General features: G+C 60.0%; 11 protein-coding genes. 8 read left to right on the top strand and 3 right to left on the bottom strand.

Annotated features, from left to right (window positions below):
* The first annotated feature begins 952 nt into the window (after window positions 1-952).
* From H2LOC_RS16385 to H2LOC_RS16355, 7 genes are all read left to right on the top strand, one after another.
* On the top strand, window positions 953-1720 hold the full coding sequence (locus tag H2LOC_RS16385) for an FkbM family methyltransferase (RefSeq protein WP_162009789.1): 768 nt from the start codon (window positions 953-955) through the stop codon (window positions 1718-1720).
* 299 nt (window positions 1721-2019) lie between these two features.
* Complete coding sequence (locus H2LOC_RS16380; RefSeq protein WP_136497909.1) at window positions 2020-3183, top strand: glycosyltransferase family 4 protein; 1164 nt, start codon at window positions 2020-2022, stop codon at window positions 3181-3183.
* Between the two features lie 302 nt (window positions 3184-3485).
* Window positions 3486-5228, top strand: a complete 1743-nt coding sequence (locus tag H2LOC_RS16375; protein ID WP_210251882.1) for a right-handed parallel beta-helix repeat-containing protein — start codon at window positions 3486-3488, stop codon at window positions 5226-5228.
* 45 nt (window positions 5229-5273) lie between these two features.
* Window positions 5274-6623 (top strand): O-antigen ligase family protein, encoded by a 1350-nt coding sequence (locus H2LOC_RS16370; RefSeq protein WP_136497911.1) that lies wholly within the window; start codon window positions 5274-5276, stop codon window positions 6621-6623.
* A gap of 294 nt (window positions 6624-6917) precedes the next feature.
* Complete coding sequence (locus H2LOC_RS16365) at window positions 6918-9524, top strand: aldo/keto reductase (RefSeq protein ID WP_136497912.1); 2607 nt, start codon at window positions 6918-6920, stop codon at window positions 9522-9524.
* Between the two features lie 75 nt (window positions 9525-9599).
* On the top strand, window positions 9600-10358 hold the full coding sequence (locus H2LOC_RS16360; protein ID WP_136497913.1) for a class I SAM-dependent methyltransferase: 759 nt from the start codon (window positions 9600-9602) through the stop codon (window positions 10356-10358).
* A 183-nt stretch (window positions 10359-10541) separates the two neighbouring features.
* Window positions 10542-11333 (top strand): class I SAM-dependent methyltransferase, encoded by a 792-nt coding sequence (locus tag H2LOC_RS16355; RefSeq protein ID WP_136497914.1) that lies wholly within the window; start codon window positions 10542-10544, stop codon window positions 11331-11333.
* Between the two features lie 151 nt (window positions 11334-11484).
* Here H2LOC_RS16355 and H2LOC_RS16350 read toward each other — a convergent pair whose 3' ends face one another.
* Window positions 11485-12837 carry a polysaccharide biosynthesis protein gene (locus H2LOC_RS16350; protein WP_154331696.1) on the bottom strand — a complete coding sequence of 451 codons (1353 nt, stop codon included), beginning with the start codon at window positions 12835-12837 and terminating at the stop codon, window positions 11485-11487.
* Between the two features lie 453 nt (window positions 12838-13290).
* Here H2LOC_RS16350 and H2LOC_RS16345 point away from each other — a divergent pair, with 453 nt between their 5' ends.
* Entirely contained in the window at window positions 13291-14019 is a 729-nt protein-coding gene (locus tag H2LOC_RS16345) for an FkbM family methyltransferase (protein ID WP_136497917.1), read from the top strand.
* Between the two features lie 364 nt (window positions 14020-14383).
* Here the strand turns inward: H2LOC_RS16345 and H2LOC_RS16340 are convergent, their stop codons facing one another.
* On the bottom strand, window positions 14384-17701 hold the full coding sequence (locus tag H2LOC_RS16340) for a Tc toxin subunit A-related protein (RefSeq protein ID WP_136497918.1): 3318 nt from the start codon (window positions 17699-17701) through the stop codon (window positions 14384-14386).
* 2 nt (window positions 17702-17703) lie between these two features.
* Window positions 17704-26592 carry a neuraminidase-like domain-containing protein gene (locus H2LOC_RS16335; RefSeq protein ID WP_162009786.1) on the bottom strand — a complete coding sequence of 2963 codons (8889 nt, stop codon included), beginning with the start codon at window positions 26590-26592 and terminating at the stop codon, window positions 17704-17706.
* Window positions 26593-26595 lie beyond the last annotated feature (3 nt).

The raw sequence follows: 26595 nt of genomic DNA, 5'->3' as shown, positions 1-26595 counted from the left end.
CGAACGTAGAGAAAGGCTAGAGCAAAATCAGAAAAAGTTGATAGACTTTTTCGATAAGATTTTGCTCCAGCTTTTTGAATCTGGAGCGATTTCTTATCGACCAGACGCTGTCGTCTGGTCGGAAAGCGCTCTAAAGCATGTTCCCAAAAAAATGCGAAACGGTTTTTGGAAAACAACATGCTCCGTCAATGAGATTTGGAGCGCGTTCGACTGCGTTTAAGCCGAACGCGCTCTAAATGCTCCAATAGCGTCGCAGCCAACAGCCTCGCCCCAGACCTGATTTGTTTTACTACCCCCAACACGATCCGTTTGCACTTACCGAGTTCGTCCAAGAAGTCTTCGGCCGAATGCCGCCATTTATTAACACCTATGTCCATTTCCCGCATCTGGGGGCGCCAAGGGCATTGTGAGATCAGGGGCTGAAAGCTCCAACGTCAACGGCGCTGACTCTGGAAGAGGAAGCAATCATCGTCCGCCTTCTGCAAGCACGCGCTCTTGCCGCGCAAAGCCAGTCGGCTGATCGCGACCGCCCTTTCTGCAGGCGTCGATCGACGCGGTTTCATAGAACGCCCCCTGGTTTCTCTCCCACAACGGCATCCTAAAGGCCTCCTGCCGAAGAAGCGGAACCGACCGCCGGGCTTGCTATGCCACCCATATGTTCGGTCTGCTCCGCCGCGAGAACCGTATAGAGCACCCGGCTCGCGGGGGGCTGACATCCGCTTCCAGACATTGGCCTTCACTCATCGCCGGAGCGCGCATGGGCTGTGCTCCAATTGGCGAACGCCGGCGACAGATCGCGCCGACAGGTTGCGCGATGCGAACCGGCAAATTCAAAGCTTGAATCACGATAAGCCCACCAGTGGGGCGCTCGTCGTCTTGGCAACGCCCAGACGCCTGCTTTATGTCCCGATATCGTCGGTCAACTTAAAAAAGAATCGAGAAGGAAGACCCCGTGGATATTTCCCGTGCTGTCCTCAGGATCCGCAAACTTGCGGCCGCTGTATCGACTCGAACCTTCCGAAAGGCGGCGACACGAGGCGTTTTTGCGAGCATTGAGCACAAACCCGCCTTCGCCCGGTTCGAAAACGATTTCGATCTCATCGTCGACGTCGGAGCCAACAAAGGCCAATTCGCCGCTTTTGCACTGGAGAGGTTCCCAACCAGTCGGGTAATTTGTTTCGAACCACTTTCACAACCTGCGGCGATTTTCAGATCGATCTTCGGTTCCGACGAGCGTGTCCGATTAGTTAATGCGGCTATCAGTCCGTCCCCGGAGAAGCGTCTCATCAACGTGACTGAGCACGACGACTCGTCATCGTTGCTGGAAGTCGGCGATTTGCAATCCGTCGCCTTTGGGACCCGCGCCATCAGGACGGAAGAGGTACATTGTGGTCCTCTTAGAGAATTCATTCGCGTGGAAGAGTTCGGCAAATTCAATCTACTCAAGATCGACGTTCAGGGTTTCGAACTCGAGGTCCTCATGGCTTCGAACGACTATCTCGATCGCTTCGCCGTGATTTATTGTGAAGTTTCATATGTCCCCCTATATAAAAGTCAGGCGTGCGCATGGGAGGTGATTGATTACCTCAATAAAGCAGGCTTTCGATTGGCGGGGGTGTTCAATCAAGTCAGTTTGACTCACGGCCTGCCACTCCAGGCCGACATGATATTTTTAAGAGAGCATCTTCTGGCGCCGCTTGAACACGTCACCTCGCTCTGAAAAAACATCTGATACGAGCCTGAAGCGAAAAAAAATTTCGCACGGCGTTGTGCCGCGAAGCGACAGAAGAGGCGCTGCAACTCGCGCCGTCTTGGGCTCGTCCTTCGGAAGTGCAAACTGAACTGTGTCGTTCGGAGACGATTTACCCTATCGTCCGGCTCGACGCCTTCATCGTCGCGCACAAGGACACGAGCGTTGCAAATGCGACAGGCGATCCGACCGGAGGGGTTACACCCCCCCGGCGCTCTCGCAAAACCTCACAGGCCTTCTAAGGTCCCTTCATCAAACGGACTCTACGAATGCGATATGAGAACAGCCCAGCTTTAATGAGTGAGAATGAGCTGGGGAAAACACCGGAAGAGTTCGTCCGCACACAAAACGCTTCACAGGTTCAGATCGTCGCCGCAGTCGCGCTCCCGCCGCCGCTGCACGGCCAGTCATACGTGAACGCGACTGTGATAAACAGACTTAAAGAGGCAGGCCAGAAACCAATAGTCGCCGACATTTCGCCCGGAGCTACTGCTGGCCGTGTGGCCTACCATTCAAAACGGTTGCTTCGCGTCATTGTGGCCGTGAACTATCTTTTTGCCCATAGGCGCCGTGAAGGGAGAGTTTTTTACTCGGTCCTGGAGGCCGGCCACGGCATTTTTTACAATTTCGCGCTTCTGTTCCTCGCACGCGCCTTCAGCTACGAAGTGTTCCTTCATCACCACTCCGCGAAACATACGCTGGCAACCTCGGCTCGATTTCGGGCTCTTCTGTGGTTCGCCGGTCCTGTGACGCATATCGTCCTGAGTGAGCGGATGGCGAAAGATTTGGCGTCTCGTTACGCTGGAATAGACAGGATTCTCGTTGCGCACAACGCCTGCGCGGTTGCCGATCCCGGCGAAACACGAAGCCGCAGAATTGAGGGAGCGCCCCTGACGATTGGGCACCTGAGCAATTTGAGTCTTGAAAAGGGCCTGGATACCGTGATCCAGACAGTGGTCGCCGCACGTGAGGCAGGTCTCGACCTTAGGCTCGTCTTAGCGGGACCAGCGACCGGCGAGGCGAGCGAAGCAATTGCTGAGGCGCGGGAGATTCTCGGAAACACGCTGGATTTTCGGGGTCCCGTGTCGGGACCAAGCAAAAAGGATTTCTTTCGGGATATAGACGTCTTTTTCTTTCCGACCCGGTATCAGTACGAAGCGCAACCTTTGGTCGTATTGGAGGCGCTGAGTTATGGCGTGCCGGTCATTGCAACCGACCACGGCTATATTTCCGAATGCCTCGGCTCCGAAGAGTGCGTCATTCAGCCGGCGGCGCCGATTTCTGAAACGCTCGCAATTCTCCACACATTCCTCCAACCCGAGTCGCTTCGAAAGAGGCAAAACGCCGCCCGAGCGCGCTTTTGCGAATTGCGTCAGCTGTCTCTCGCCCAATACGACCGCCTCGCGGCCGACATATGTGGCGGGGAAGCCTAGAACTGCGCGGCGGTCAAAGAGGAGCGATCATGAGACGCCTGTTCATTCTCTCAGCGATGGCGAGCGCGGCCAACTTCACTGTTCCAGCATGGAGCGAAGCTTTCTCGAGAAAGGTGGATGGCGCGGATTCTCTGGAATCCGCTGTTTCTGCTGCGGTCCAGTATTTGTCGGCGACTCCTGCGGGCGAAGCGACGATTGAATTGGCGGAGGGCTCATATCGACTGCAGCGCCCACTGCGCATCGAGTTTCCCCCTGGCGTTACGGGCTCGTTGAAGCTGCGCGCCGCGGCGGATGCGAAGCCCGTGCTTCTCGGCGCCAGGCTTCTTCCTTCCGTCGCCTACGATGGCCGTCCTCTAGGCCCCCAGGGGGGCGCCCCCCCGTCGGGCGACGTCCGCCTCATAACTTTCGACGATGCTCTGACCGCCTTGTCAGCTGGAGAACAAGCGGCGAGCTCAGGAGCGCCTCCCGGATCGTCCCGCCGCGGGATCATCCTGTACCAGGGCGAAGAACGGCTGACGCCGGCGCGCTGGCCCAAGTCGGGATTCGCCGTTATGTCGGGCCTGCTGGATTCCGGCCAGGGAGACGACCGACGCGTGAAATTTTCAGCGCCTCGAGAGAAATTTCAGGATTGGAAGGGCGAGTCCGGCCTTCGCATCGGCGCCTTCTGGGGCATGGACTGGCATTGGCGAAGCGACGGGATCGAACTCTATGATGCGTCCCTGGACGCATTCGCGGCCAACCCCTGGAACGGCCCCTATCCGATGAGGCCCATCGATCGCTATTTCGTTGAAAACGCCTTGTCGGAGCTGACCGCGCCCGGCGACTTCTACGTCGACAGGCAAAAAGCCTTGATCGCCCTTCGACCCCGCTCAGAAGCTCCGATCGAGGCCCCCATCGTTGAAAACCTCCTCCTGATCAAGAATGCACAAAATGTTCTGATAGAAGGTCTCGCCCTCGAAAAGGCTCACGGCGACGCCGTGAAGGTCGAGGACAGTGCAAATATCGCCTTTCGCGATTGCTTTATCGGCAGGGCTGGCGGCCGCGGTCTGGTGGTCAGCGGGGGAGAAAACGTCTCTCTGACACGCTGCGTCGTCGCCGAGACAGGCGAGACGGGCGTCGAGATGAAAGGGGGAGATCGCCAGATTCTCAAACCCTCGGGTCATGCCGTCGAGGAATCGATCATCGCCGACTTCGGGCAAGACATTCGTTCAGGACGACCGGGCGTGGAATTGGATGGGGTGGGTCAAATTATCAGGCGCACGCTCATCACCCGCGGGCCTCACAACGCCATCCGCTATTTGGGCAATGACCATCTGATCGAGGACAACGAAATTTCTCACGTCGTCAGAGAGACGGTGGATGCAGGCGCTATAGAGACATGGCGCGACTGGACCGGCTACGGCGTCAAGATTGTAGGCAACTATATACATGACATCCGCTCGTTCAGCGACGATCGGGAATGGAACGCGCTCGGCATTTATTTCGACGACCATACCGGCGGCGCCCTTGTGAAGGGCAATATCTTTTACAATCTCGAACGGGCGATCTTTTTGAATAGCGGACGCGACACCAACATCGCCGGAAATTTCTTTTGCAAAATTCAGAACGAGCCGTTCTGGGTAACCTCACGCGAAAAACCCGGCTGGCAAAACCTTTTGAACGAAGAACGGGGCGGCCTGCTATTTCAAAGATTAAATTCCGTACCGTACAAATCATCTCCGTGGAAGGAACGATATCCGCGGCTCAGCGATCTTCTGTCCGATCGACCTTTTGCACCGCAATACAATGTCGTTCAGAGGAACGCCTACACGACGGCCAAGATTGCGAAACTCGAGCGGGGAACCGAGTGTTACGTGGAATTCAAGGATGATAACCAGAGATTCAAGGATAGTGGGTCCGGCGTCGAAGGATGCTTCCGCTCGTCGAGCGGATCAGGCCTCTTTACTGACGTGACGTCGACCGTCAAAGACGCCTTCAGATCTAGATTAGGCGGTCTCACTGCGTTACAGAAAGAGCGTACCCATCTAAAGTTCTTTCGTCCGTAAAGATCTAGAATTGACCGCGTAAACATGGCAGGCAAAGAGACCTAAATGACTTTACTGATTGCCATTCTAACACTACTATCCTCCGTAAACCCCGGTCTCGCGGTCGGGCTTAGCGTATTGACGTTTACACTATCTGCGTCACAAATAATTCCTGGCTGGATGCTATTCCTGACAGGCGGCATGCCTGCACTAAACTTAATTACCAGGCTTCGAGGTAGTTCAAGGATCCTATACGCCGATATTGCTGCAATTACGCTCCTTGTGATCCGGTTTACCTCCGTAGGGTTTCTCTCTTGGGCGCATGATGAGGACTATATAAATGCCTCAAAAGAGGATATTTTTGGAATATTATTTTATGTCGCAGGAAGAATATTTGTAGTCAGCCGAGCCCTTCCTGGTTTTACGTTTTGGATGAACGTAGCCCTGGCCTGCGTCTTCCCTGTTTATATATTCAGCCCAAATGTCGACCAGGCGTGGGATCGACTGGTGTTTACCGGCGCCGAGGACGCCGCCGTCGGGCTTTCCCTAATATTTAACGTTCAACTCTCCAGCTTGATTGCAGGGCTCTTTGTGCTTTTTTTGCCCAAGAGCAGAAGCCTGAAGGACTCTCTCTCAACTCATTTCTTTTGGAGGGGAGGAATAATAACGATAATATTGTCCATGGCGACAATTGCGGGCGGCGCCTACCTGCTCATACAGAATGGATCGAGAGGTGCGCTCTCGGGACCAATCGTCGCCGTTGTAATGTCACTGATAATACCCAGGCTATTCGATAAACACGGCGGCCGGCTGATTATATCTGCGGCTGCAATTTTCCTTGTATTGGCTGGATTCGTAATCTTCGTATATGTATATATAAACAGTAATACACTGGACTCTGGAGACAGATTTGACAATTTCATCGACACCATCGCAATCGCAATGGGCCTCAAGAAAGCAGACATCATCGATCTTGCTCTCATGGAGAGGCGAAATGCTCTAATGGCCGCCATCAGCCTCATTGAAACAAACAACATATTATTTGGTTGCGGCTACAGCTGCACAGTCCATTTCACGGGGATCTACCCACACAATATATTTGTCGAGATCCTCGCTGAGAATGGATTAATAGGCTTGATCCCACTCGTGATACTGATGGGATCAGCTCTCTTTGGAGCAGGAAGGGCGCTTAAAGCTCGCTCCAACCCTGAGCTCATCGTAATTTCTACTGTATTTATTGCGGTTTTCTACCAGAACCAGGTAAGTTTCTCCTTTCTTGCCAGCAGACTTCTTCTGTTTTTTGCCGGATGTTGCGTATCAATGAGCACCGCCCCAACGCGAACGCGCGTGGCGTCAATACGGCCACCGGATAGTTCGTCTGAGCCGGCGGCAGATTTCAGCCCCACAATCACATGAGCTGTACGACGGTTGAAAAGAGGCCGACATGACCAAGCCCCTCTATGCGCAATACGACTAGGACCCGGCAGAGCGGGAAGATTTTGACATAACGCCCACTTTGAGGATTCACCGCTTGCCGCTCAGTCGAAATCCGGCCCTGCGGGTTCGGCGACTCCCGGCGCCGTGTTTGGAATGACGAGACCCGCGAGAGATGCGGCGATGCTCACAAATGTGCGACCGAACTAATCGAACCGGCTTTCGGCGCACGCAAAGCGTAAAGCTCCGGAAGCGTATCACCCGCAAACAATAGGGATGTATAGCGACATGCTTTTCGAACTATCCCGTGTGGATCTCGGCGCGCTTCCAGCACCGGAGATCATCATCGTCGGCGGCGGGGCGGTCGGGTTAACCATGGCGGCGGAACTGGCGCGCAAGCAAAGGCGCGTTCTTCTGCTCGAGGCAGGGACAAAACGGGTAAGCCGAGAATCACAAGCGCTCATGGAGGGAGCCAGTTGGGAAGGTTTCCCGCTTGTGGGGTTGCATTCCGGGCGGTTTCGCGTTCTTGGCGGGGGAACTAATTTCTGGGGCGGCCAGCTCGTTCCCATGGACCAAGCGGTTTTTTTAGATCGACCCTGGCGCGAAGAGACGGCTTGGCCAATCGCTCCGGAGGAAATCCAAGCGTATTATCGCCGAGCTTTCGAGCTGATCGGAATGCGCCAGCAGCTCGAAGACCCAGAAGTATGGAAGCGGCTCGGAATCACGCCCCCTGCGAGCAGTTCGAACATCGACCTCATCTTCACCCGTTGGGCGCCAGAGCCGAATTTTGCGCAGCTCTTTGCAGAGGATATCGAAAAAAGCCCCAATCTGACCGTGTTGCTCGATGCTCAGGTCACGGCGTTCGAGATGGAAAATGATCGCGTCGTGGGGGCTCGGACGAAAAGCCTCTCCGGGCGCGAAGCAACGTTCAGAGCCCCTTTCGTCGTTCTCGCCAACGGCACCGTCGAAATCGCACGGCTGCTCATGCTTCCCCTGGCGTCCGGGCAGCCGGCCCCGTGGAGCGGCAATCCCTGGTTGGGAAAAGGCTTTCTCGATCATGTCGACTGCGACGCTGGCAGCGCCTATCCGATCGACAAAGAGCGTTTTCACGAGATTTTCGACAATGCTTACATCGACGGCGTCAAATACAGTCCAAAGCTCAAATTGGCCTGCGACGCCCAGATGAAGCACGAGCTAGGCTCGATCGCGGGTCATTTCCTCTTCAACTCATCACTTTCAGAACATTTGGCCTTCGCCAAGTCCTTCGTCAAATCGCTGATGCGGGGGCGTTTCGACGTCGACTTGAAATCACTGCCGCGCGAGGCCTTGTTCATTCTCAGGTTCTCGTTGCCTTTGGTGCTGCGGTATATCTTCTATCGACGCATGTACAACCCGGCCGATCTCGGAATCCAACTTCGTTTGACATCGGAGCAGCGCGCACTGATGTCGAGCGCCATTACTTTATCTGAAGAACGGGATTGCCTGGGCGTACCCCAGGTGAAGGTGGTCTGGAAAGTTGAAGAGGCGGAAATCGCCACACTATCGCGCTTCGCCCTGATGCTGGCGGAATATATCGAAGGCGCCGGCCTGGCCCGGATCGAACTCGATCCTCGGCTCGCTGCTGGCGATCCGGCCTTTTTGCAAGGGATCGACGACGCCAACCATCAGATGGGGGGCGCCCGCATGGCCGGCGACGCCGCCGGCGGCGTCGTCGATGCAAACTTGCGCGTGTTCGGCGCCCAGAATCTCTTTGTAGCGGGCGCTGCGGTCTATCCGTCGAGCGGGTTTCCGAATCCGACCTTCACGGCGATAGCTTTGGGACTGCGGGTTTGTGATAGTATCGTCGACGCCTTGCAGAATGATCGGACGCCAGAATCGAAGGCCGAATCGCGCGTGGAGCCGTTGGCAAGGCGCCACCCGAAAATTGCCGGCGTCGAAACTACGCCTCTGGGGTTTGGATGCGCGTATCTGACGGCCGGCTGGGAGCAGCGTAAATCCAGCCGCCTGATCCACGCGGCGTTGGAGGGAGGGATAAGGCATTTCGACGTGGCTCCCAGCTACGGGATGGGCTCCGCGGAAGATGCGCTCGGCGCAGCCTTGGTCGGACGCCGCAGCGAGGTGACGATCGCCTCCAAAGCCGGCTTGGCTCGCCCCCAGGTAAAATCATACGTCATGGCGGCGCGCGCGTTGGCGGCTCCAATCCGCCGAGCCCTCCCGATGATCACGCGGGGCGTTGGTTCGAAGGTGGTCCAGGGAGCGCGCAGGCAGTTTGGATTGCCGGTGATCGAGGCCTCCCTCACGGAATCGCTGCGGCGGCTCCGAACGGACTATTTGGATCTGTTCTTCCTCCATCAGGCGGAACCCGAGGACGTCACCGACGAGGTCCTGCGCTTTCTCGACGATCTGCGAAGCAAGGGTTTGGTGCGCTGGATCGGGGTGGCTTCGGACCGCTCCGCCTGCGAAACAATCGCGGTGGCCCATCCCGGCTTTTTCGATGCGTTTCAATATTCGTGGAGCATACTCAACCACGACTGCCCGCCCTTCGGCGGCGCGCGCCTTACTCTGACGCATCGGGCGCTGCTGAACGCCTTGCAGCCCGTCGGGGAATGGTTGTCGCAACGCCCGGACGCATGCCAGAGGCTTTCGGAGGCCGCTCAAATGGATCTGAGCGCCGAACGAAATCTCGCCGATGTTCTGCTGTCCTGCGCACTGTTGGCGAACGAGGATGGAATCGTTTTGGCTTCCTCCCGCAAGACACAGCGAGTCCGGCGGCTCGGGGAAGTCATGGAGAACCAATCTCTGAAGAATTCGGCGAGGGCATTTCTCGCCGCGTTTCCGCAGGAAGCCGGAACATACTTCGGCTCTGAAGCGCGTCCCGCCTGACCCGACACCAAGTTCGGTTGGTCAAACACCGAGGCTGCGCACACCTGAAAGAGCTGGACCGAAAAAGGAGGAACCATGGCGCCGTTTCAATTTGATGTTAAACCGCACAATGCTCATTATGACACCAGCTATTCAAGCAAAATGATTCAATGGAGACAGTTCGGCGCGAAGGAAAAGTCTGGCAATATAGCCCATATTCTAACTAATAATGCCAAAAGCAAGAGCGGCGATATCCGCGATGAAAACGTTAGTCAAGGAAAGATCCTCGAAGTTGGGTGCGGGACAGGGATCGTTCTGCAGGAGCTAAAGAATATCGGGATCGGGCGGGAATTTCACGGGATCGACGTGATCGACCTCGATCGTAATAGAGACGTAGGCGAAGATATCAGGCTACTTCAATACGACGGAGATGCGATTCCATTCGAAGATCGTAACTTCGATTTTACTTACGCAACTCATGTCATTGAGCATATTGATAACCCAAGAGCGCTGATTAAAGAAATGTCCCGGGTTACCAAGGGGCTGATGTATTTTGAGGTTCCATGCGAACTTCACGCAAGGACTACATATAATGACTTGCAGAAAACCTTGAATATAGGTCATATAAATGCATACACACCTGAGTCATTTTCCTTGCTGCTTCAAACCTGCGGCCTTGAGGTTATCGGATTGGAAATTTTCGACCATACGCTGGAGGTGCATAGTTTTTATTGCGGCAGAATGAGGGGGATGGCAAAGATGGCGATTCGGAGAGGCGCATTGGCTCTCAACCCCTACTTGGCTTCCCGTATCTTTAGCTACCATTGCGGAGCGTTAGTGAGAAGGTCGAGCTGAGATTACGTTTTCAAATTCACGGTTGAGCGCTTCGCCTGAGAAGGTTGTCATCCCTGGCGACGAGGATCGTCGCCGTGGAGACATCGATCACTCGCGGGCGCCCGGACAGGGGTAGCATCGAGGGACGCAGGACCGTTTGGATCAAACTTGCGTCGGATCGGCTCTAAAGGAGACACGCTAATCATGCTAAAAGAAGCACGCAAACCATCTGAGGTCGATCTGAGACGCAAAAGGATGGTAGTTAATTATCATTTCATCGATGTAGGTGGATGCTATAGCGATTACGATGCCGATCGAGGTAATTTTCAACGAATCTACGGTGAGTTTATAAATCAAGAGAAAGCATTATCAGGGCGCGTCCTAGATATTGGATGCGGGCACGGTCTTAACCCGTCATACAAATATTTTTCAAACCGGATTAACTGGCTCGACGGGGTTGATCCCTTTCCTGTTATGGAACCTCCAACTCATCTCGTAAACCGCTGGGTTTGTCCCTTAGAAAATATTCCTGTACCCTCAGAGACCTACGATGTAGCGTATTCTTACAATGTAGTCGAGCACGTCGAGGATGCAAAGCCCTTTCTTAGAAAAGCGACTGATATATTGAAGCCTGGTGGCGTTTACTGGTCGATGAGTCCAAACTACCACCATCCATTTACATTTGTTACGAGACTCATCCAACGCTCCGGCGTTCTGGCTTTGTACAGGCGCTATGTCAATCCAATGGCAAACGACTACCCTGCCTATTATAGGCTATCAAACGACAAAGTTATATTGAGAGCTATAGCTGATCAGCATTTGCCAGTGTCGAAGATCGATTTATACTATGTCCAAAATGTTCAATGGGACGTATATTTCCCAAGGGCGATACGCTCTATTGCTCATATTCTTGACAAGATCCTGATCCTTCGTTCTCCAAAACGGTCTTTCATCTTAATGTTCCGACTCGAACGTGAAGCTGAGAGCCCGACTTGAAATTTTAGCGGAACGGGAAACTTGATATTTGATCCCTAGTCCCTGCGGCCGGGCATGCGCCACTCTACACCCGGCCGCGCGGCGCAGGAACTGCGGACTTCTTTTCTCCGGCATGCGCGTGTCGGAAGCTAAGGGGCATCCAGGGGAACGGTTAAGTCTGGCTCTTCAGTCTGAGAGCGCGAACCAACATTGATGGGTTCAATATCCCGCTCAGCAGTTCATTCACCGACATTCCTATTGAAACAAAGGTGGTAAAAATCAGTGAGCCGGCAAACAAAGCCGTACAAATTGCGATCGCGATCGCGACGCCCGGCAATCCGAAATATCCAGGGAAGAAAAATACTGCGGCGTAGCTGATGCATAGGGAGAAAAGCAACGTAAGGGCCGCCGGCCTGACGTGCCCTGTGGCGAGAAGGTAGGTAAGGAATGGAAAAGAAAGTCCTTCAAGCGCCAGCCCGGATAGCAGAGGGAGAAACACGTGATTGTCCAGATCTACCGTTCGCTTCGAAAAAAGTGAGACAAGCGCGCCGCCGAAAACAAGCATGGCCGCGACGCCGCACGAAGTAATAGCGATTGCAAATTGGTTTGAAACAATAAACATCTCTTTTAATCGTTGTTTCTGGCGGGCTCCGTTCATGAGCCCGAACTCGACGCGGAACACCGTGACCCCGATCTCGACAGGGATGCGTATCATACGCGCGACCGTATTCATGACATTGTAGGCTCCAGCTTCCGTCATGGAGTAGCTGAAACCAATCACGACACGCACACCCTGAAGCAGCAGCTGGTTGTATGCCATAGTAAGTATCAGCATGGAGAAAATCCTGGGCACAAGGCGTCTAATGATCACGACATCAGGCCGAAGCATGATTCTTGACCAGGGCGCATGCGCCCGGAAAAACACAAATACTGCAGTAAGTCCAATGATACTCACGGCAATCATGATAGATAGAGCTTGATAAGGAGGCAACCCGAAGTAATAAATCGTAGAAAACATGATCAAGAACTCTGAGAAACGCATGACGGCGTCAAATGAATCGGCCTGCCCGTAAAATCCACATCCGCTCAATACCTTCAAGAGGAATGTGGACGCCTGACTGACGAGCATATATGTCATCCATAAAGGCAAAATTAGCGCTACGATCGCACTATTTGTTGAGATGAACAAGTGAAACAATGCGTATATCAAAATGGCTGAGCAGAAAGATACTGAGACGATACACGCCAGCATTGTTGATATCACCCCGCTTACCCCGTCTACATCTCCTTTCCCATATAATAATGACACCTCCGACTGGACAGTCAAAATTAGCGCCGAACCGACAAAGGTTACGAAGGTGCCGATCGCCTGTGCCGATAGCCACTGCCCGTAAGTATCAAGACCCCATTTATTAATCATGAGAGGCAGCAGCAAAAGAGGACTTAAACCGACAACGAAGTGCGCCATCCCAGCGCCCAGCATCCCTCTAAGTAATCTCTTCGCGTGACCGTCGGCGCCAAGCATGCGTTTCTCCCGGGAAGCTTCTCGGAGTGCGCCCCTCCGTCCCAATTTAGCCGAGGCGCGCTGAAGGTGAGACGTGGATTTCGGAACGGTTGCGATTTCAACGAATAGGACGGACGCCCCTCCAACCAGGGCTATGAGCTGTTGGAGCCGCACTTCGAACGGCGCGCCTTCCGTCCGCCAGGTCTCTTCATGCCCGTGCATGGCGCGGAGAGCGCCGGAATACGGGGACGTCGCGAAAACACTGAAATGTGCTGGACGCGGCCCGCCGGTCCGTCCGCACGCAGGTGCGTAGTTTCGATCCACTCAAGAGTCAGCTCGACTTGGGGATTAATCGAGCACGCCTCCCGTTGTCAAGCCAGTTACGCGGCGTCTTCGCAAAATATTATTGTTCAACTATATGCTTCGCAGTAGTATCTTGCGGTGTGATGCCGAGTGGAAAGCAAAGGCTGCCCGATGTTCACTTCAGTTAAAGAGCTGGTTAAATCCGCTCCTCCACTATATCGTGCGCTCAATCGCTGGCGAAAGCTGCGATTGCACGATCCGGACACTTGTCGGAACGTGTCGCTTCTCGGTAGTGATTACGGCGGCTGGGGCGTCGACGTCGGGCTCCTCACCCCCGATTCGATCGCCTATTCCATCGGGGTCGGCGAGGATATAACCTTCGATTTGGATTTGATCGATCGAACTGGTTGCACTGTTTATGGCTTTGATCCGACGCCCGGCGCGGTTCGCTGGTTGGCGTCGCAGCAGCTTCCTGACCGATATCATTTTGTTCCCATCGGCATCGGCGTCGAAGACGGAGCTATTGACTTCAGCGTTCCTGAAAACCCGCTAACCTGCTCCTGCACGGCTCTGGACAGCTCCACGCAAAAGTCGTCGAACAAAGTCAGCTGCGAAGTTCAAACCCTCGCTTCGTTGCAGCGAAGGCTCGGCCATACGCATATCGATCTGCTCAAGATGGACATCGAAGGTCTGGAATATGCTGTTCTCGACAATATTTTCGAGAGCGGATCAAGGCCCCGTCAGCTGCTGATAGAGTTCCACCATCTAATGTATTCTTTGCCGGTGACCCCTACGATTGCCGCGGTAGAGAAATTGCGGGGGCTCGGCTACGGGCTATACTGGGTCAGCGATCTCGGAAGAGAGTATGCGTTTGTCGATTTACATCATTTGGAGTCGTGAGCCGACAGCCAGAGCCAGCCTCGCAAAATCGGACAGTCGCTCGAGTCGGTTTTCTGCCTGACGGCAGCGAGGATTCTCGCTGCGAATCAGGAGCGTCAATGACGAAAAATCGGCACAAACGCCCCAAATCCCACATTGAAGCGTAATACGAAATCCGCTCGATCGGAGCGGAGTTTCCTATTCGTTCGCCGCAAAGATCGATGCCGATCAGGGATTTTTGCGACGGTCGTTTCCGCGGATCGCGAAGCGATCTCGCGGAAACCGTATAAATCGACAGAAGCCGCTCCCAGTTTCGAGCACGAAAGTTTCGAGCCGCGCCGCGAAAAAGCGCGCCTCGGGAGGGACCGACAGATCTGAACCGTCTTCAGCTGCAGGCGTAGCCGATGACGACATAGACCTGCCGCTGCGGATCCTTCACTATGACCTTGGGATCAATCGGCAACGTCAATTGTGCGCCTGCGGCGTCGGTGAGCTTACCATGGAGCGCCGTCGCCGCCGGAACGCCGACCTGCGCCGCGACGCCGCCCACGTCGCAGAAGGCGCGCACATTGCCGACAACAATCGTTTTGGTCATGCCCTGCAGAAAATAGGGCAGGAACGACCGGTCGATCGTCGCGGCGAAGGGGTTCTGTCCGGCGGCGTTCACGAAGGCCGCCCATTCGGTCGGAAAATCATATTTCAGGTTGAGAATCAGCGCCTGCGGCGATCGGGCCTGGTCGGCGAAGAGCTTCTTCAATTCTTTCGTCGCGGTCGCTCCCAGAGGATCGCCGCCCTGTCGCGCCGTGTAGCGAATGTGCAGGATCGAGTCCGAGATCGTCGAATAGTCGAAGGACCGCAGCTCCGGCGGCAGAGCGAGACGCCATGTGCCGATCGCGCCGGCGCCCTCGAAGGGCAGGAAGCGTTCGTCATGCAGATTGGCCTCGAACATTCCTGAATCGTTCGAGGCGCCGCTTGTGACGACGACGTCGGTTGCGCCGAAATAATCGACGAAGCGCGGATCATCCTGCGCCGGATCGCGGCCATAGGCGCCGTTCGCAAGCAACGGCGAGACGCGAACCGAACTCGCGAGCAGGCTCAGCGTGCAGTTGACGCTGGAATAGGGACCGACGACCGAGGGGATCGACAGCGCCACCGTCTTGATCCGTCGCATGTAATGGCCGGGGCAGTCGCGATCGTAGAGCCATTCGGGAATGGCGACCGTGCAGGAGCCGGTGACGCGCAGCTGAATGAGCGCGAGCGGATCGAGCTGACGAAGCGAGACGTGGCGGATCATCTCGAGTTCGCGCCTGTTGTTGTCGTGATAGGCCATCTCGAGCCGCTTGAGGTCGAAATGCAGGGCTTCGCCGGAGAGGAGCCCCTGATGGCCGCTATCCCAATAATCGAAGCGGATGAACTGCGTGGCGTCGAGCTCTGGCCGCATCAATTCGCGCTTCATCGTCTGCTCGGCGCGGCGCGCCGTGTCGCAGGCGAAGCGATAATATTGATAATATCGACCCGACAGCTCACCGCCCATCCAATCATAGAACTGGGCGTCGGCGAATTTGGTCTCGAGGAAGCTCTGCACCTCCTGCGCCTGCTGGATCTGGGTCTTGACGTTCTCATATTCGCGCTTAGCCGCCTGCTCGGCGATGAGCGAGCCGATGATCTGCCGCCCGATCGACATCAGCTCGCGCGCGGCGACATTGCCCTGATGCTTCCAGTCGTCGGCGCGACGCTGATAGGACGCGGTGCGAGAGGCGATGCCGGCCTGATCGCCTTCGTGCCCGGCCGCGATCTGCAGCCCCTCCGCGACGAGCTTCGGCACCGCCGCAAGGATCTGACCCGACACGATCTTGGAATGCATGCCGATGCCCCAGAAAGCGAGATGCGCTTCGACGCTGGGAATCGGCATCAGAGTGCCGGCGATCGTATTGGCGACGCCGCTGCCGACGCGCGTGTCGCGCGCGGTGGGCAGATGGCTGTTTAGTTCGGCGTCCTCCTTGTCGATCAGATAGAGCTGACCGTCTCCAGAGGCGCCGGAGCCGCTCGCAGGCGACGACCCTTGCGCCATTTTCAGCTTGCCGGGCGTCTGCATCGGCACGGAGCGATCATAGGCCTCGACCAGCTTCGCATAGAGATCGTCGAACGCCGCTTCGGTGATCGTCGAGCGGTCGAGACTGAGATTCTCGGGCGCATTCGCGCCGTCGGGCGCCTGCCCCAGAAGCCTCAGATAGTTTTTGTAGCGCTCATAGGCGCTCGCCCGCGACTTCAAAAGCGCATTGGTCGATTCTTCCGCATGTTTCCATTGCAGGAAGCGCGCGTTCTGCACCAGCGTCTGCAGCGCGATCTCATGGGTCTGGCGCAGCAGCGCCAGCTTTTCGTTCTCGCCTTTCTCCAGCGCCGAGAGCAACGCCGATCCGAGCGCGCGCACCTCGCCGGCGAGCTCGAGCGCCTTCTGCACGAGATAAGGCGAGCGCATCGGCCCGAGCGGCTGATTGAGCCCGGCGACGACGCCGGCTATGTCGATTCCTGCTGCTGCGGCCTTGACGAGCATTCCGGGATCGAGCGGCGGATCGAACAACGGCAGCTGCTGGAAGACGCCCTGGATATTCTCGCTGTTGCGGATCTTGAACAGGCGATCGGCGACGATGTCCCAGTAGCCGAGCAGCGTCTTGTTGCGCGGGATGCAGAAATAGAGCGCGCGACCGATCCCGAACAAGGCCCCGCTCATGTCGACGCCGTCGCCGCCCGGGCTCGGCGCAGGCGCGAGGTTGAACGGAAACTGCGCTTCGAGATCGATCAGCGCGTTGGACATCGCGTCGAGCCCGGCCTGCTGGAGCTGCAGGAAGTTCTTCGCGCTCCTGCGCCCCGGCTGCGGCATGGTCTGCGGCTTCTCACCCAGCAGATTGGCGGCGAGAACATAGCACAGCGTCGCTTCGTTGATCGTCTCGATCGTGTCCTGCAGGAACAGGCTGTCTCCCCAGGCGATCAGATTGTCGAGATATTTCATCACGACATACCATTGGAACGCGCTCGGCCGATTGCGCGCGACGACGAAAGGATCGAAGGGCCGCTTCATGATCGCGTCATAGCTCGCGATCACATCCTGCTTTGCGGCGGCCAGCGCGGGATCGGTCGCATCGAGCAGATCGAGAAGGGTCTGAAGATTCGTCGGAACGCCCGAGCCGTTGAAGACGAAAGAGGTCCAGAACCGCTGCGGCGCCGAGAGGTTCTTGTCCGTGTTGGTCGGATCGAAGACGAGATGAAACCATTTCTGCGCTTCGGCGAAGCGCTGATTATTGCTCAGATGCACCGCGACGGCGATGGGGAGATGATAGAGAAGCTCCCAATTGTAGACCGCATAGGGTCCGCCGACGGAAACATCGATCGCGCGCGGCTCCAGCGTGACCGCGAGCGATGCGCGGTTCGCCGGGTTGGGCGTGTATTCCTGCAGGGAATAATCGGCGCGGAGGCCCTTCAGGAAGGCGGCGTTCAGCATGCCCTGCACGCTGGTCTGATTGAGCCGCGTGATCAGCTCGCCGACCCAGGGGTGATAGAAGTTCGCAAAGTCGAAGGAATAGGACCAATATCCCCACAGGGGCGGCCATTGGCCGGCGTTGCGGGCCGGATATTGTGCGCCGATGACGGCCGCGATGTCTGTCGCCTCGTGATAGCGCGCTGCAGCGCCGTAGAGCTGGGCCATGATCAACCTCCCGCGCGTTGAATCGAAATATTCGCAATCACGCCCGGAGCCCCGCCCCCGAGACCGATGACGCGTCCCTGGAACGAAAAGGAACCCTGATTGGACAGAGCGACGACGTTGCGAGCGCCGGCGAAGCTCCAGGGGCCGCCCGGCGTCGCGCCGGCCGAGGGATCCGCGAGCGGGCCGGGATCGGGACCGACGCCCGCGGGAACCGCGGTCGCCACCGCCAGCGGCGGAATGTGCGGGATCTCGGCGAGCGGCGGCGCCGTCGCGAGCGAGCCGAAGCCCGGCCAGACATGATAGGGCGAGAACGACTTTGTGATGGCGACATAGAACTGGCTGCGGCGATCCTCGTAGAAGAACGGCCAGTCGGTCCCGTCCCCCGGTCCGATCTGAGGCTCCGTGAATCTCGGCGAGGCGGGAAAACCGAGGATCGGCAGCGTCACATCGGCGTGATTGGCGCTCACGCTGCTCAGCGTGTCGTAGCGCGTCATCGTGAAGGTTCCGGCCGTCCGGTCGCCCACATATTTTCGGGAAGGGCCGAGCGTACGCAACGGAAGCGGCGGATTGGTTCGGCCCGTCCGCGTCTTCGTCCTCGGCAGGTCGGCGGAGAGCGTCGGCAGGCTGTGCGTATTATGAAGGATGAAGCCCGGTCCGAACGGCTCCACCGGCTTGGTCCCGTCGCCGGGAGGGAGAATCGCCAGCGCCAGCGCATCCGAGGGCACGGAAGACGGAACCGGCGCGACGACGATGCGGATGCGGTTCCGCAGCAGCTCGAATTCGCGGTCCGCGGCGCTGGCGTCGATGTTCAGCGTCGCCGGATGATTCACGTCCGACGTCTTCATGTCCTGCCATTTGCCGTTGTAGAATTCGCTCCAGCACAAGACGGCCTGAACGGCGAGCGGCGTCGCTTTTCCCGCGCTGCTGCCGGTATAGGCGTTGACTGCGCCCATGTCCCACCCGGAGATATTCCCGGTATTCGCGGGGTCGCCGATCGCGGGCGCGACCGCCTGGTTCTTGTGTATCCGCAGCCAGAACAGGAACAGCCGTCCTTTCCAGACGATCGGCGTGAGCGGCATGTCCTCGCAGTCGATTTTCACCTCCTCCCAGGGCGTCCAGGAGCCGCCCTGCAAGCGCCGGAAATAGTGCTTGCGATGCGCGCCGGCGGTGCGGGCGACGACATAGGCGATCTCGTCGCTCGCGCCGCCGCCGGCGCTCCCGTCGCTCGCCGGCGCGTACCAGATTCCGCAGGGTTCGAGCTTGGCGATCTGCTCGAGTTCCGAGAGATAGCCGAGATAGGCCTCCGCCGCGGCGTCCTCTGTCATGTCGCCCTGGAGCAGCGCGCTCAGCGTCTTCTTGAAGATCGGCGACTGGTCGTCGCGCAACTCGGGATAGAGCCAGTTTTCCGGCCACAGGAACACTTCCCGATTGGCCTGCCAGACCCGATAACGCTTCATCCAGCTCCATTGCTGGGGATCGATGTCGCTCGGCGTGATCTGCGGCTCCAGTCCGCGCAGGATGCGCTCGATGAAGAGCTGCGCCGACAACAGCGCCAGCCGGATCCGGGAGGTCAGCACCGCCGGCTGGTTCTCGACGTCCATCAGGAAGAACTCGAACAGCTTGTCGGCTGTGTCCAGCCCGTCATAGGGCGGCCCCTTGGACTTGAAACCCTGGAGGATATAGGCGACGAGCGCGTCGCGTTGCGCGACCCGCAGCGCGTCGTTGATCGGTTTGACGACGCCGAGCCAGTCCGCCGTGGCGTAGCGCGCCCGCAGCGCCGATTGCAGCGCAGCGACGCCCGCAGGCGTTGGCGCATTGGTCAGGGCCCCGAGCAGAGCCCCGGCCGAGACGCCGCAGGCCCCGACGATGACGAGCGCATCGAACACGCGCGCGAAGACTTCGATGCGACGCAGCGAGTCGAGTGAGGTCGAACCGGTATAGCGCAAGAGCAGCGCATTGAGGGCGGCGGGCCGCCATCCGGTAAGATTGGCGATGGCCGAGCGGCCGTTCGGCACGATGGCTCCCGGCGCGGCGAGCGTCTGCAACAGTCGATCATCGCCCGGCGAGAGCGCTTTCTTGAGCCGCGCGAAATCGAGGACCGCCTGCGCAGTCTCGCGCAGCCTCGGACCGTCGGCGCCGCCGGGATAGGCGGCGCCCGGGGCGTCCGCGTAAGGCGCGCCGGGAAGCGCGTTCAGCCAGCCGAGCCCAATGTCCGGCGAGGACGTCGAGACGATCGAGAAGGCCACGGCTGAGCCGTCATGCGGCTTGATCGTCTGCGCGGTGAAGCTCGCGGCTGTGACCGCCGTCACCTCCACGATCTCCTGCGCCGCGCCCACGTCGAGGCGAAGGCGCGTCCCCACCCGGATTCCGGCCATAGAAACGGGATGCAGCGTCGTCGGCCCCGCGACCGTCTTTTCCTTGCAGGAGGTAGCGACAGCGCGCAAGGGGTCGAAGGCGAGCCAGGCGATCTCCTTGGCGTCGAGCGAGAGGCCGCTCGCGAGCGACACCGCCTTGAGGAAGCGCACATAGCTGTCGCGCAGATCGTCGAGCCGGGCCTGGGCGAAGAGATATTGCGCCGGGACCGGCTGCCATCCTGTTCCAGAGGGGCTCCGCCAGCTCAATGTCAGCGTGTTGCGGACGCCGGTCGCCTGCAGCATGATCGGCGTCAGCGCGCCCGCGCTCAGTTGGACCGGCGCATTGGACGCCGCGCCCGGGCCGAAGACGAGCGGCGCGACCGCGCCGCCGAGCGTCACGACGGCGTGCGCGCCCGCATCCGCCACCACGCTGATATTATACGCCCCATCCTGCGGCGCCACGATATAGCCGGCGAGCGAGACGGCGAGCGGGCCGCCGCCGCTCCCCGCAGGAAGCGCGCCCGCGACATCCGCGGGCATCTGCGCCGCGATCGCCGGGCTCAAGGGGCCTTGCGCCGGCGAATAGAAAAGGCCGGCGCTCGACGAGCCGCAGTCGAGCGTAAGGACTTTCTTCGGATCGGCAGGATAGCGCGAGGTCAGCACGATGGCCGGCCCCGCGGCCCGCGCGAGCACGAGCCCGCCGATCGGCGATCCGGTCTTGGCGTCGATCGCGGTCGCTGCATTGACGGACCTCGCGACATTACCGGCGAGCGTTGCGAGATCGGTGTCCGCCACCGTCAGCGCATAGGTCACGCCGACGCCGTTGATCGTCGTGGTGACGATCGCGCCGGCGACCGGGGCGCCGGAGAATGCCGCGATCTGCGCAAAATGGATGGGGCCGACAACATCGACGCCGAGCGGCTTTGCGCTGGCGGGATCGCCGTCGAGATGGAATCGCCCCGAGAGGCCGCCGGCTTCGGCTCCGATCAGATCGTCGATGGCGGGGGACGCCGGGTCACGGCTCGCGTGCAGGATTTCGGGCGTCTGCAGCAAGGCGCTCGCAAAGGCGGCGTCTCGTCCGACCGCCGCGGAAATATCGGTCATGGCCTGCTGGCGCTTGCGTGCGCTCTTCAGGGTGGGCAGGAAGCTCGCCAGAAGATCGCTAAAACGTTGCGCGAGCGGCGCGCCCGACGAGATGAAGCCGTCATAGAGCGGGCGCAGTTCGGGATATTGCGCAAAGAACGGCGCGACAACCTGCTCGTTGGCGAGCGCCAGCGCGTCGACGGCCGCGGTCAGGCTCGGATCGTCGACGATCGCGAAAGGCGCGGCTGTCCCGTCATGGGGCAGCAGGAGATCCGCGGTGAAAGTCGTCGCGGTTGTCGATGTGACGACGACCAATTCGGCCTGAGCGCCCGTATCGAGGAGCAACGCCGAGCCGGCGGCGACATTGGTCATGGCGTGCGGCGTCAATGTGACGCCGGCGCCGGGCGCCGTCTTGTCGGCGTTGTCGGCGGTGTTGACGGCGAGCGCCGCCTTGATCGCCGCCGCCGTGGCGGAATCGAGATAGCCCGTGGCGATCAGGAGCTTGTTCTGATCGTCATAGCTCAATCGCCCGCCCGACGCTGCGATTGCGGATTGCGAGAGGACGGGCGCGGGGTTGGCGAAAGGCGCGCTCGTACGATAGGAGCCCCCGACCAGGCTGAAGAAAAACGCAGTGTCCGACGCGCCATAGACCTGCGCCATCAGCGTCTGCGCGATCGAGCCGTCGGGATCGTCCTTGCGTGCGAAGGTCGCCTCCACCGCCGCGAAATCCTTGCGCAGCTTCAGCGCCAGCGCCGCGACGTCCGAAGGCTTCGGCGCGAGCGCGCCGCTGATGTCCTCGTTCCAGACGAGATAGAGCGCCTGCACGGGATCGAGCCCCGCAGAGCCGATCGCCTGCGTCAGCCTGATGAAGCGGATCAGCGCCGCAGCGACGCCCGGCGCTGCGCCCGGATCGAGCGGCGCGAAGGGATCGAGGCCGGAGCATTGCTTCAGCCGCAGGAATTCGAGCACGCTGACGCCGAGCGCATGGGCCAGCCATCCGTTGCGATAGAGCGCGCTGACGCTCGGCAGATCGAGAGGCGTCGAAAGATCGAAGCCCGAGGCCTGGACGATCTGCGCGAACTCCGCGCCGGTGAGATTGCAGGCTGCGCAAAGGAACGGCTCATGCATGAGCAGCTTCTGGTCGGGATCGCCGAGGACGCCGCCATAGCCGTCCTCGGCGAAAGGCGACGCCGCGCGGCCCGCGACGTAAGACGTCGTCGTCGCCGACGCGGCAATGGAGAAACCGATCGCGGGATCTTTCTGCGTCAGCACGACGCGCGATGGATCGGCGGCGTCGATCGCCGCAGAAACGAGCGCGTTGACCGAAAGCTTTGTGACGGGGTCCTGAACCGTCGCGGCGTTGATGGCGGCGGCAATGCCTGTCGCGATCGTCGCGCTGGAGGCCCCGGCTGCGACCTTGAAGGGAACCGGCGCGCCGTTGATGATCGTCGTGAGCGTCGCTCCCGGCGCAAATGCGCCGTCGACAAAGACTCCCTTCCGCGATTTCGCGGCGTCGGCCCAACGATTGAAGGCGCCCTTGAAGCTCGACTGGACCGAACAGGCCAGCGCGAAGGGCGCGGCGGCGCCGGCCGCAATCAGCGTCAAGACGCCGTTGGCGCTCGACGCCGCGACGATAGCGTTCAGCGCCCGTCCATAATAGGGGTCTGCGACTGTCGTTGCGTTTACCGCGTCGCGCAGCGCGTCGGCTATGGAGACGAACGTGTCGCCCGCGGCGACCGTATAGGCGATCGGCGTGTCGTCGATGGCGAATTGCACGACGTCGCCGACGGTCGGCGCGCCGCCGATCTTCAAGGTCTGCGCTGTCGGACGGTCGATCGACGGGGTCAGCGTCTCCGTCGCGCCGGGAGCCGCGGCTGGAACGGCGACCGTGAATCCCGCGGCGACGACGATGGCGCCGCCCTTGGCCGCGGCAAAGAAGCGCTGCCCGATCGGCTTTCCGGAAGCCGGGTCCGCCTTGGCGCTCGCATTGATCGCGGCGGCGATCGCGGCTGCGGCGATCGCAGGCGTCTCTCCTGCCGCGACGGTGTGGTCGATCTTCGCGCCGTTGACGCTCGTGGACAGCACGTCCCCGGCGAAAAGCGTTCCCGAGAGCGTCGCGGTCTGCGCGCCGGGATCGATCGCGCTCTGCGCAGACGCGCCGAACAGGCTCTGATAGAAAGAGGGCGCGCCAGTCACGCCGATCGGCGCTACGCAGGCCAGAACCGGCGCCAGCCCAGCGCCGGCGTCGAGGCCTAGGAGGCCGATCGCCTGGAAGACGACGCCCGCACGGCGGATCGCCGTGAGGAAACCGGCGTCGAGCAGGGCCCGGTTGGCGACGTCCGCGGTCGAATCCCCGGGTTTCTGCGGCAGCTTGTCTGCAGGATAGAGCGCCGCGAGGATCGCGTCGGTCTGCTCGATCGTCGCCGCGTCGTCGCCGCCGAGCAAAGCCTGCATCTTTCGCCACAACCGGGTGAAGCGGACGATCTTCAGCCAATCCGTCGCGCTGAGTAGATTGGCCGCATTGTCTGGATTGGCGTAGCGCAATTTGAGCTGAGCGCCCGTGCAGTCGATCGCGCCGGTCCCCGGATTGGCGATGGTGACGAGGTTCATCGCCCTGGGATAGACGGCGTCGCCGAGGAGCCAGTCGACGACATCCTGGCCGCTGGTCGCAGACCGACCGCCATATTGCGAATAATCGAGATCGGCCGGAAGCGCCGCGATGAACATCGGGCCGACCGACGCCGGATTGTCATGCAGCGCCTTGATGGTGGAGAAGGGCGCGCCGAGCCGTTCGAGCTTCGGGATAAGGGCAGCGGCCGGATTGACGAACTGCGTGCGCAGGATGCCGACCAGATTGTCGTAAGAGATTTGCGCGCGCCGCACGAGATCGTGAACGCTCATGTCGTTCAGCTTCGCCAGCGCATTCGCGGCGTCGAGCCCGAAGAGAGCGCCGAGCGATAGTCCCGGATCGACGAAGATGCGCAGCTCGTCGCGCGAGAGGCCGAGCCGCTCGATGAGGATGTCGTTCCATCCGTAATCGGCGCCCCCAGGCGTCGCGCCGTTCAGCGCGTCATTCTTGCGCAAGAGCTCCATCGCATCGGGCGTCGAGACGCCGAGCGCGCTCATATGCGCGCGCAGCAGCGCCAGCGGGCGGTTGAAAGGCAGCGGCGCGGGGAAGAAAGAGCTCTGGAGCGCCGCATAAGCGGCGTCGTCGACGTTTTGCGGCGCCGCGATCAGCTCGGCCGATTTCGCGTCGCCGACATCGAAGCCTTCGAAGCCGTCGATCTTCAAGCCATTGGCGACGAAATATTCGAGCGTCTCGTTGACGACGTCGATATAGGGCAGCGCGACCTCGGTGTTCTCGCAGCTCAGCGGCAGATATTGCAAGTCCGGCCGGCGCGCGAACAACACACTTTGCGGATTGGCGCCGGTCGCCGCAGGCTGATCGAGATAATGCAGCAGGTCGACCAGATAGGCGGCCGGGCCGAGGATCGACTCGCATTCGTCGCAGCCGCAGGAATCGAGCGACCCGAACAGGCTCTCCAGCGTCGCGCCGGATAGAGTCTGCCCGCCGCCGGCGGCTTCGGCCGGCGAGACGAGGTCGGAGGCGCGGCCGAGCGCGCCCGCGGCGCGCTGCGTCGCATAGCGGATCGCGACATTGAGCGCGACGCCGTGAATCTGCTTCGCTCGCGCATGAATGGCGCGCGCGGCGTCCGCGCCGCCGACCTTGTCGGCGAAGGCGCGCGCGAAGCCTTCAGCATCATAGCGAACGATCGCGAAAGCCGAATCGACATTGGCGGAGAGCAGCGCGGAAAGAGCCTGATCCGAGGCGGTCATCTGATAGACCCGCTGCAAGCGCTTCAGGTGGGACACCGCCGCCTTGGAAGGGGTCAATTTGTTGCGGGCGATATAGGCTTCCACCGGTTCGACGCCGAAGGCGAATTCGCCCTGATGCGCCGCGAGGAAATCCGCCGCCTCGCCCGCGGCCGCCGGCCCGGCGGCGCCGGCCAGCGGAATGGCGCCGGACTTGACCTGCTGCGCCAGAGCCGCCGTCGGGAAGGACAGCTTGACCTGCGCGGCGAGCCAGGCCGAATAATTGGCCGCGCGCTCCTGCGGCGTCGCGCCGGGAACGCCGGCGGGAATCGCGGCTTTGGCGACGACCGGGCTCCACTTCGAGGGATCCCAATAGCCGCGAGCGGCGAGATCGATCGGCTGCTTCAACGGGCTCTGCGCTTCCGCCTGATCGAGCGCCGCGAGCAGCGGCGCATTGTCGAGCGTGAGATAAGAGAGCTGGCCCACGAGCTGGAGCCGCTGCCGCGCGGCGGCGCCGAGATTGGCCTCGACGTCCGACCACAGCGCCGACCAATTTTCGCCGTGAGAGACCAGCATCGCCGCGAAACGCTCCGGCTGGCCTGCGCCGGTCAGCGTCGGGGCGACGAGATCGCGCAGCGTAGATACGCCGAGTTTGGGCGGCGCGGTGAGCACATGGGCGGCGCGAAGCGCTTGGAAAGTTTGCGTCGCCTGCGGGATCGCGGCGACGAGCGCCTGCGGAATGACGCCTTGCGCGGCGGCCTGAGTCCAGATAGCCGCCGCGGTCTCAGCGGGCGTGCGGAACAGCGCATCGGCGTCCGCCGGCGCGCCAGCGCGGAACAGCGCATAATAGAATTCCGCGCGCAAGGTGGCCGGTGGCGGGGCAGCGAGCGTCGTCGCGGCGACGGGCGCCGCGAGCGTCGAGAACTGATCGGCGAGCGAGGCCATCGCGACCGCGCGGGCGTCCCACCCGGATTTCGCGCCGAGATAGGTCACGTCCTGCGCGACGTCGTTCTCCTTGAGGTCCTTGAGTTTCCCGGCATAGAATTGCCCGAGCCTTGCGGAGAGCGTTTCAAATTCGCTGGGCAGGGAGGCGTCGTCCGGCAGCGCGACGTCGAGCGTGAGCGGCGATCCTGCGCCGATCGCGACCGACGAGACGGCGACAATCGTGATCGCGCCGTTCGCGTTTGTCGTGACGACCTGCGTCTGCAGATCGGGCGCAGCCTTGAGCCGCGTCGCGAGCGTCGGCGGCCCGATGAGGACCGAGAGGCTGTAGCCGCCTGCGCCGTCCGTAGCCGCGCTCGCGAGCGCGACGTCGCCGCCGACGTTCTTGTCGACGAGCCGAACGGTCAATCCCGACACGCCTGCCGAAACGGCGCTGCGCACATGACCGCGTATGACGAATGTGCTGGCCCGGATCAACGCGTTGAGCGCGTCGACCGAACCGGGGTCTATTGTCCCTGTCGCGGCGACCCCGCCCGCCGCCTGCGCTTGCTTCACGGCCGCCAGCGTGGCCGGACCGAACTGCGCAGCCTGCAACTCCGCCGGCGCGATCGCATAGCCGAGCCGGGAGAGATCGGAGTGCAGAGCCACGACGTCAGCGCCGGAGAGGCCTTGAGCGAGATTGCGACCTTGAAGGATCATGAT

The sequence above is a fragment of the Methylocystis heyeri genome, assembly GCF_004802635.2.
Classification (GTDB): Bacteria; Pseudomonadota; Alphaproteobacteria; order Rhizobiales; family Beijerinckiaceae; genus Methylocystis; species Methylocystis heyeri.
This window is presented reverse-complemented; position numbering and strand designations above follow the sequence as displayed.

Coding starts and splice junctions, on each gene's coding strand:
- H2LOC_RS16335 (WP_162009786.1), bottom strand. CDS start 26,592: ATGATCCTTCAAGGTCGCAATCTCGCTCAAGGCCTCTCCGGCGCTGAC.
- H2LOC_RS16370 (WP_136497911.1), top strand. CDS start 5,274: ATGACTTTACTGATTGCCATTCTAACACTACTATCCTCCGTAAACCCC.
- H2LOC_RS16355 (WP_136497914.1), top strand. CDS start 10,542: ATGCTAAAAGAAGCACGCAAACCATCTGAGGTCGATCTGAGACGCAAA.
- H2LOC_RS16340 (WP_136497918.1), bottom strand. CDS start 17,701: ATGGCCCAGCTCTACGGCGCTGCAGCGCGCTATCACGAGGCGACAGAC.
- H2LOC_RS16365 (WP_136497912.1), top strand. CDS start 6,918: ATGTATAGCGACATGCTTTTCGAACTATCCCGTGTGGATCTCGGCGCG.
- H2LOC_RS16360 (WP_136497913.1), top strand. CDS start 9,600: ATGGCGCCGTTTCAATTTGATGTTAAACCGCACAATGCTCATTATGAC.
- H2LOC_RS16345 (WP_136497917.1), top strand. CDS start 13,291: ATGTTCACTTCAGTTAAAGAGCTGGTTAAATCCGCTCCTCCACTATAT.
- H2LOC_RS16350 (WP_154331696.1), bottom strand. CDS start 12,837: ATGCTTGGCGCCGACGGTCACGCGAAGAGATTACTTAGAGGGATGCTG.
- H2LOC_RS16380 (WP_136497909.1), top strand. CDS start 2,020: ATGCGATATGAGAACAGCCCAGCTTTAATGAGTGAGAATGAGCTGGGG.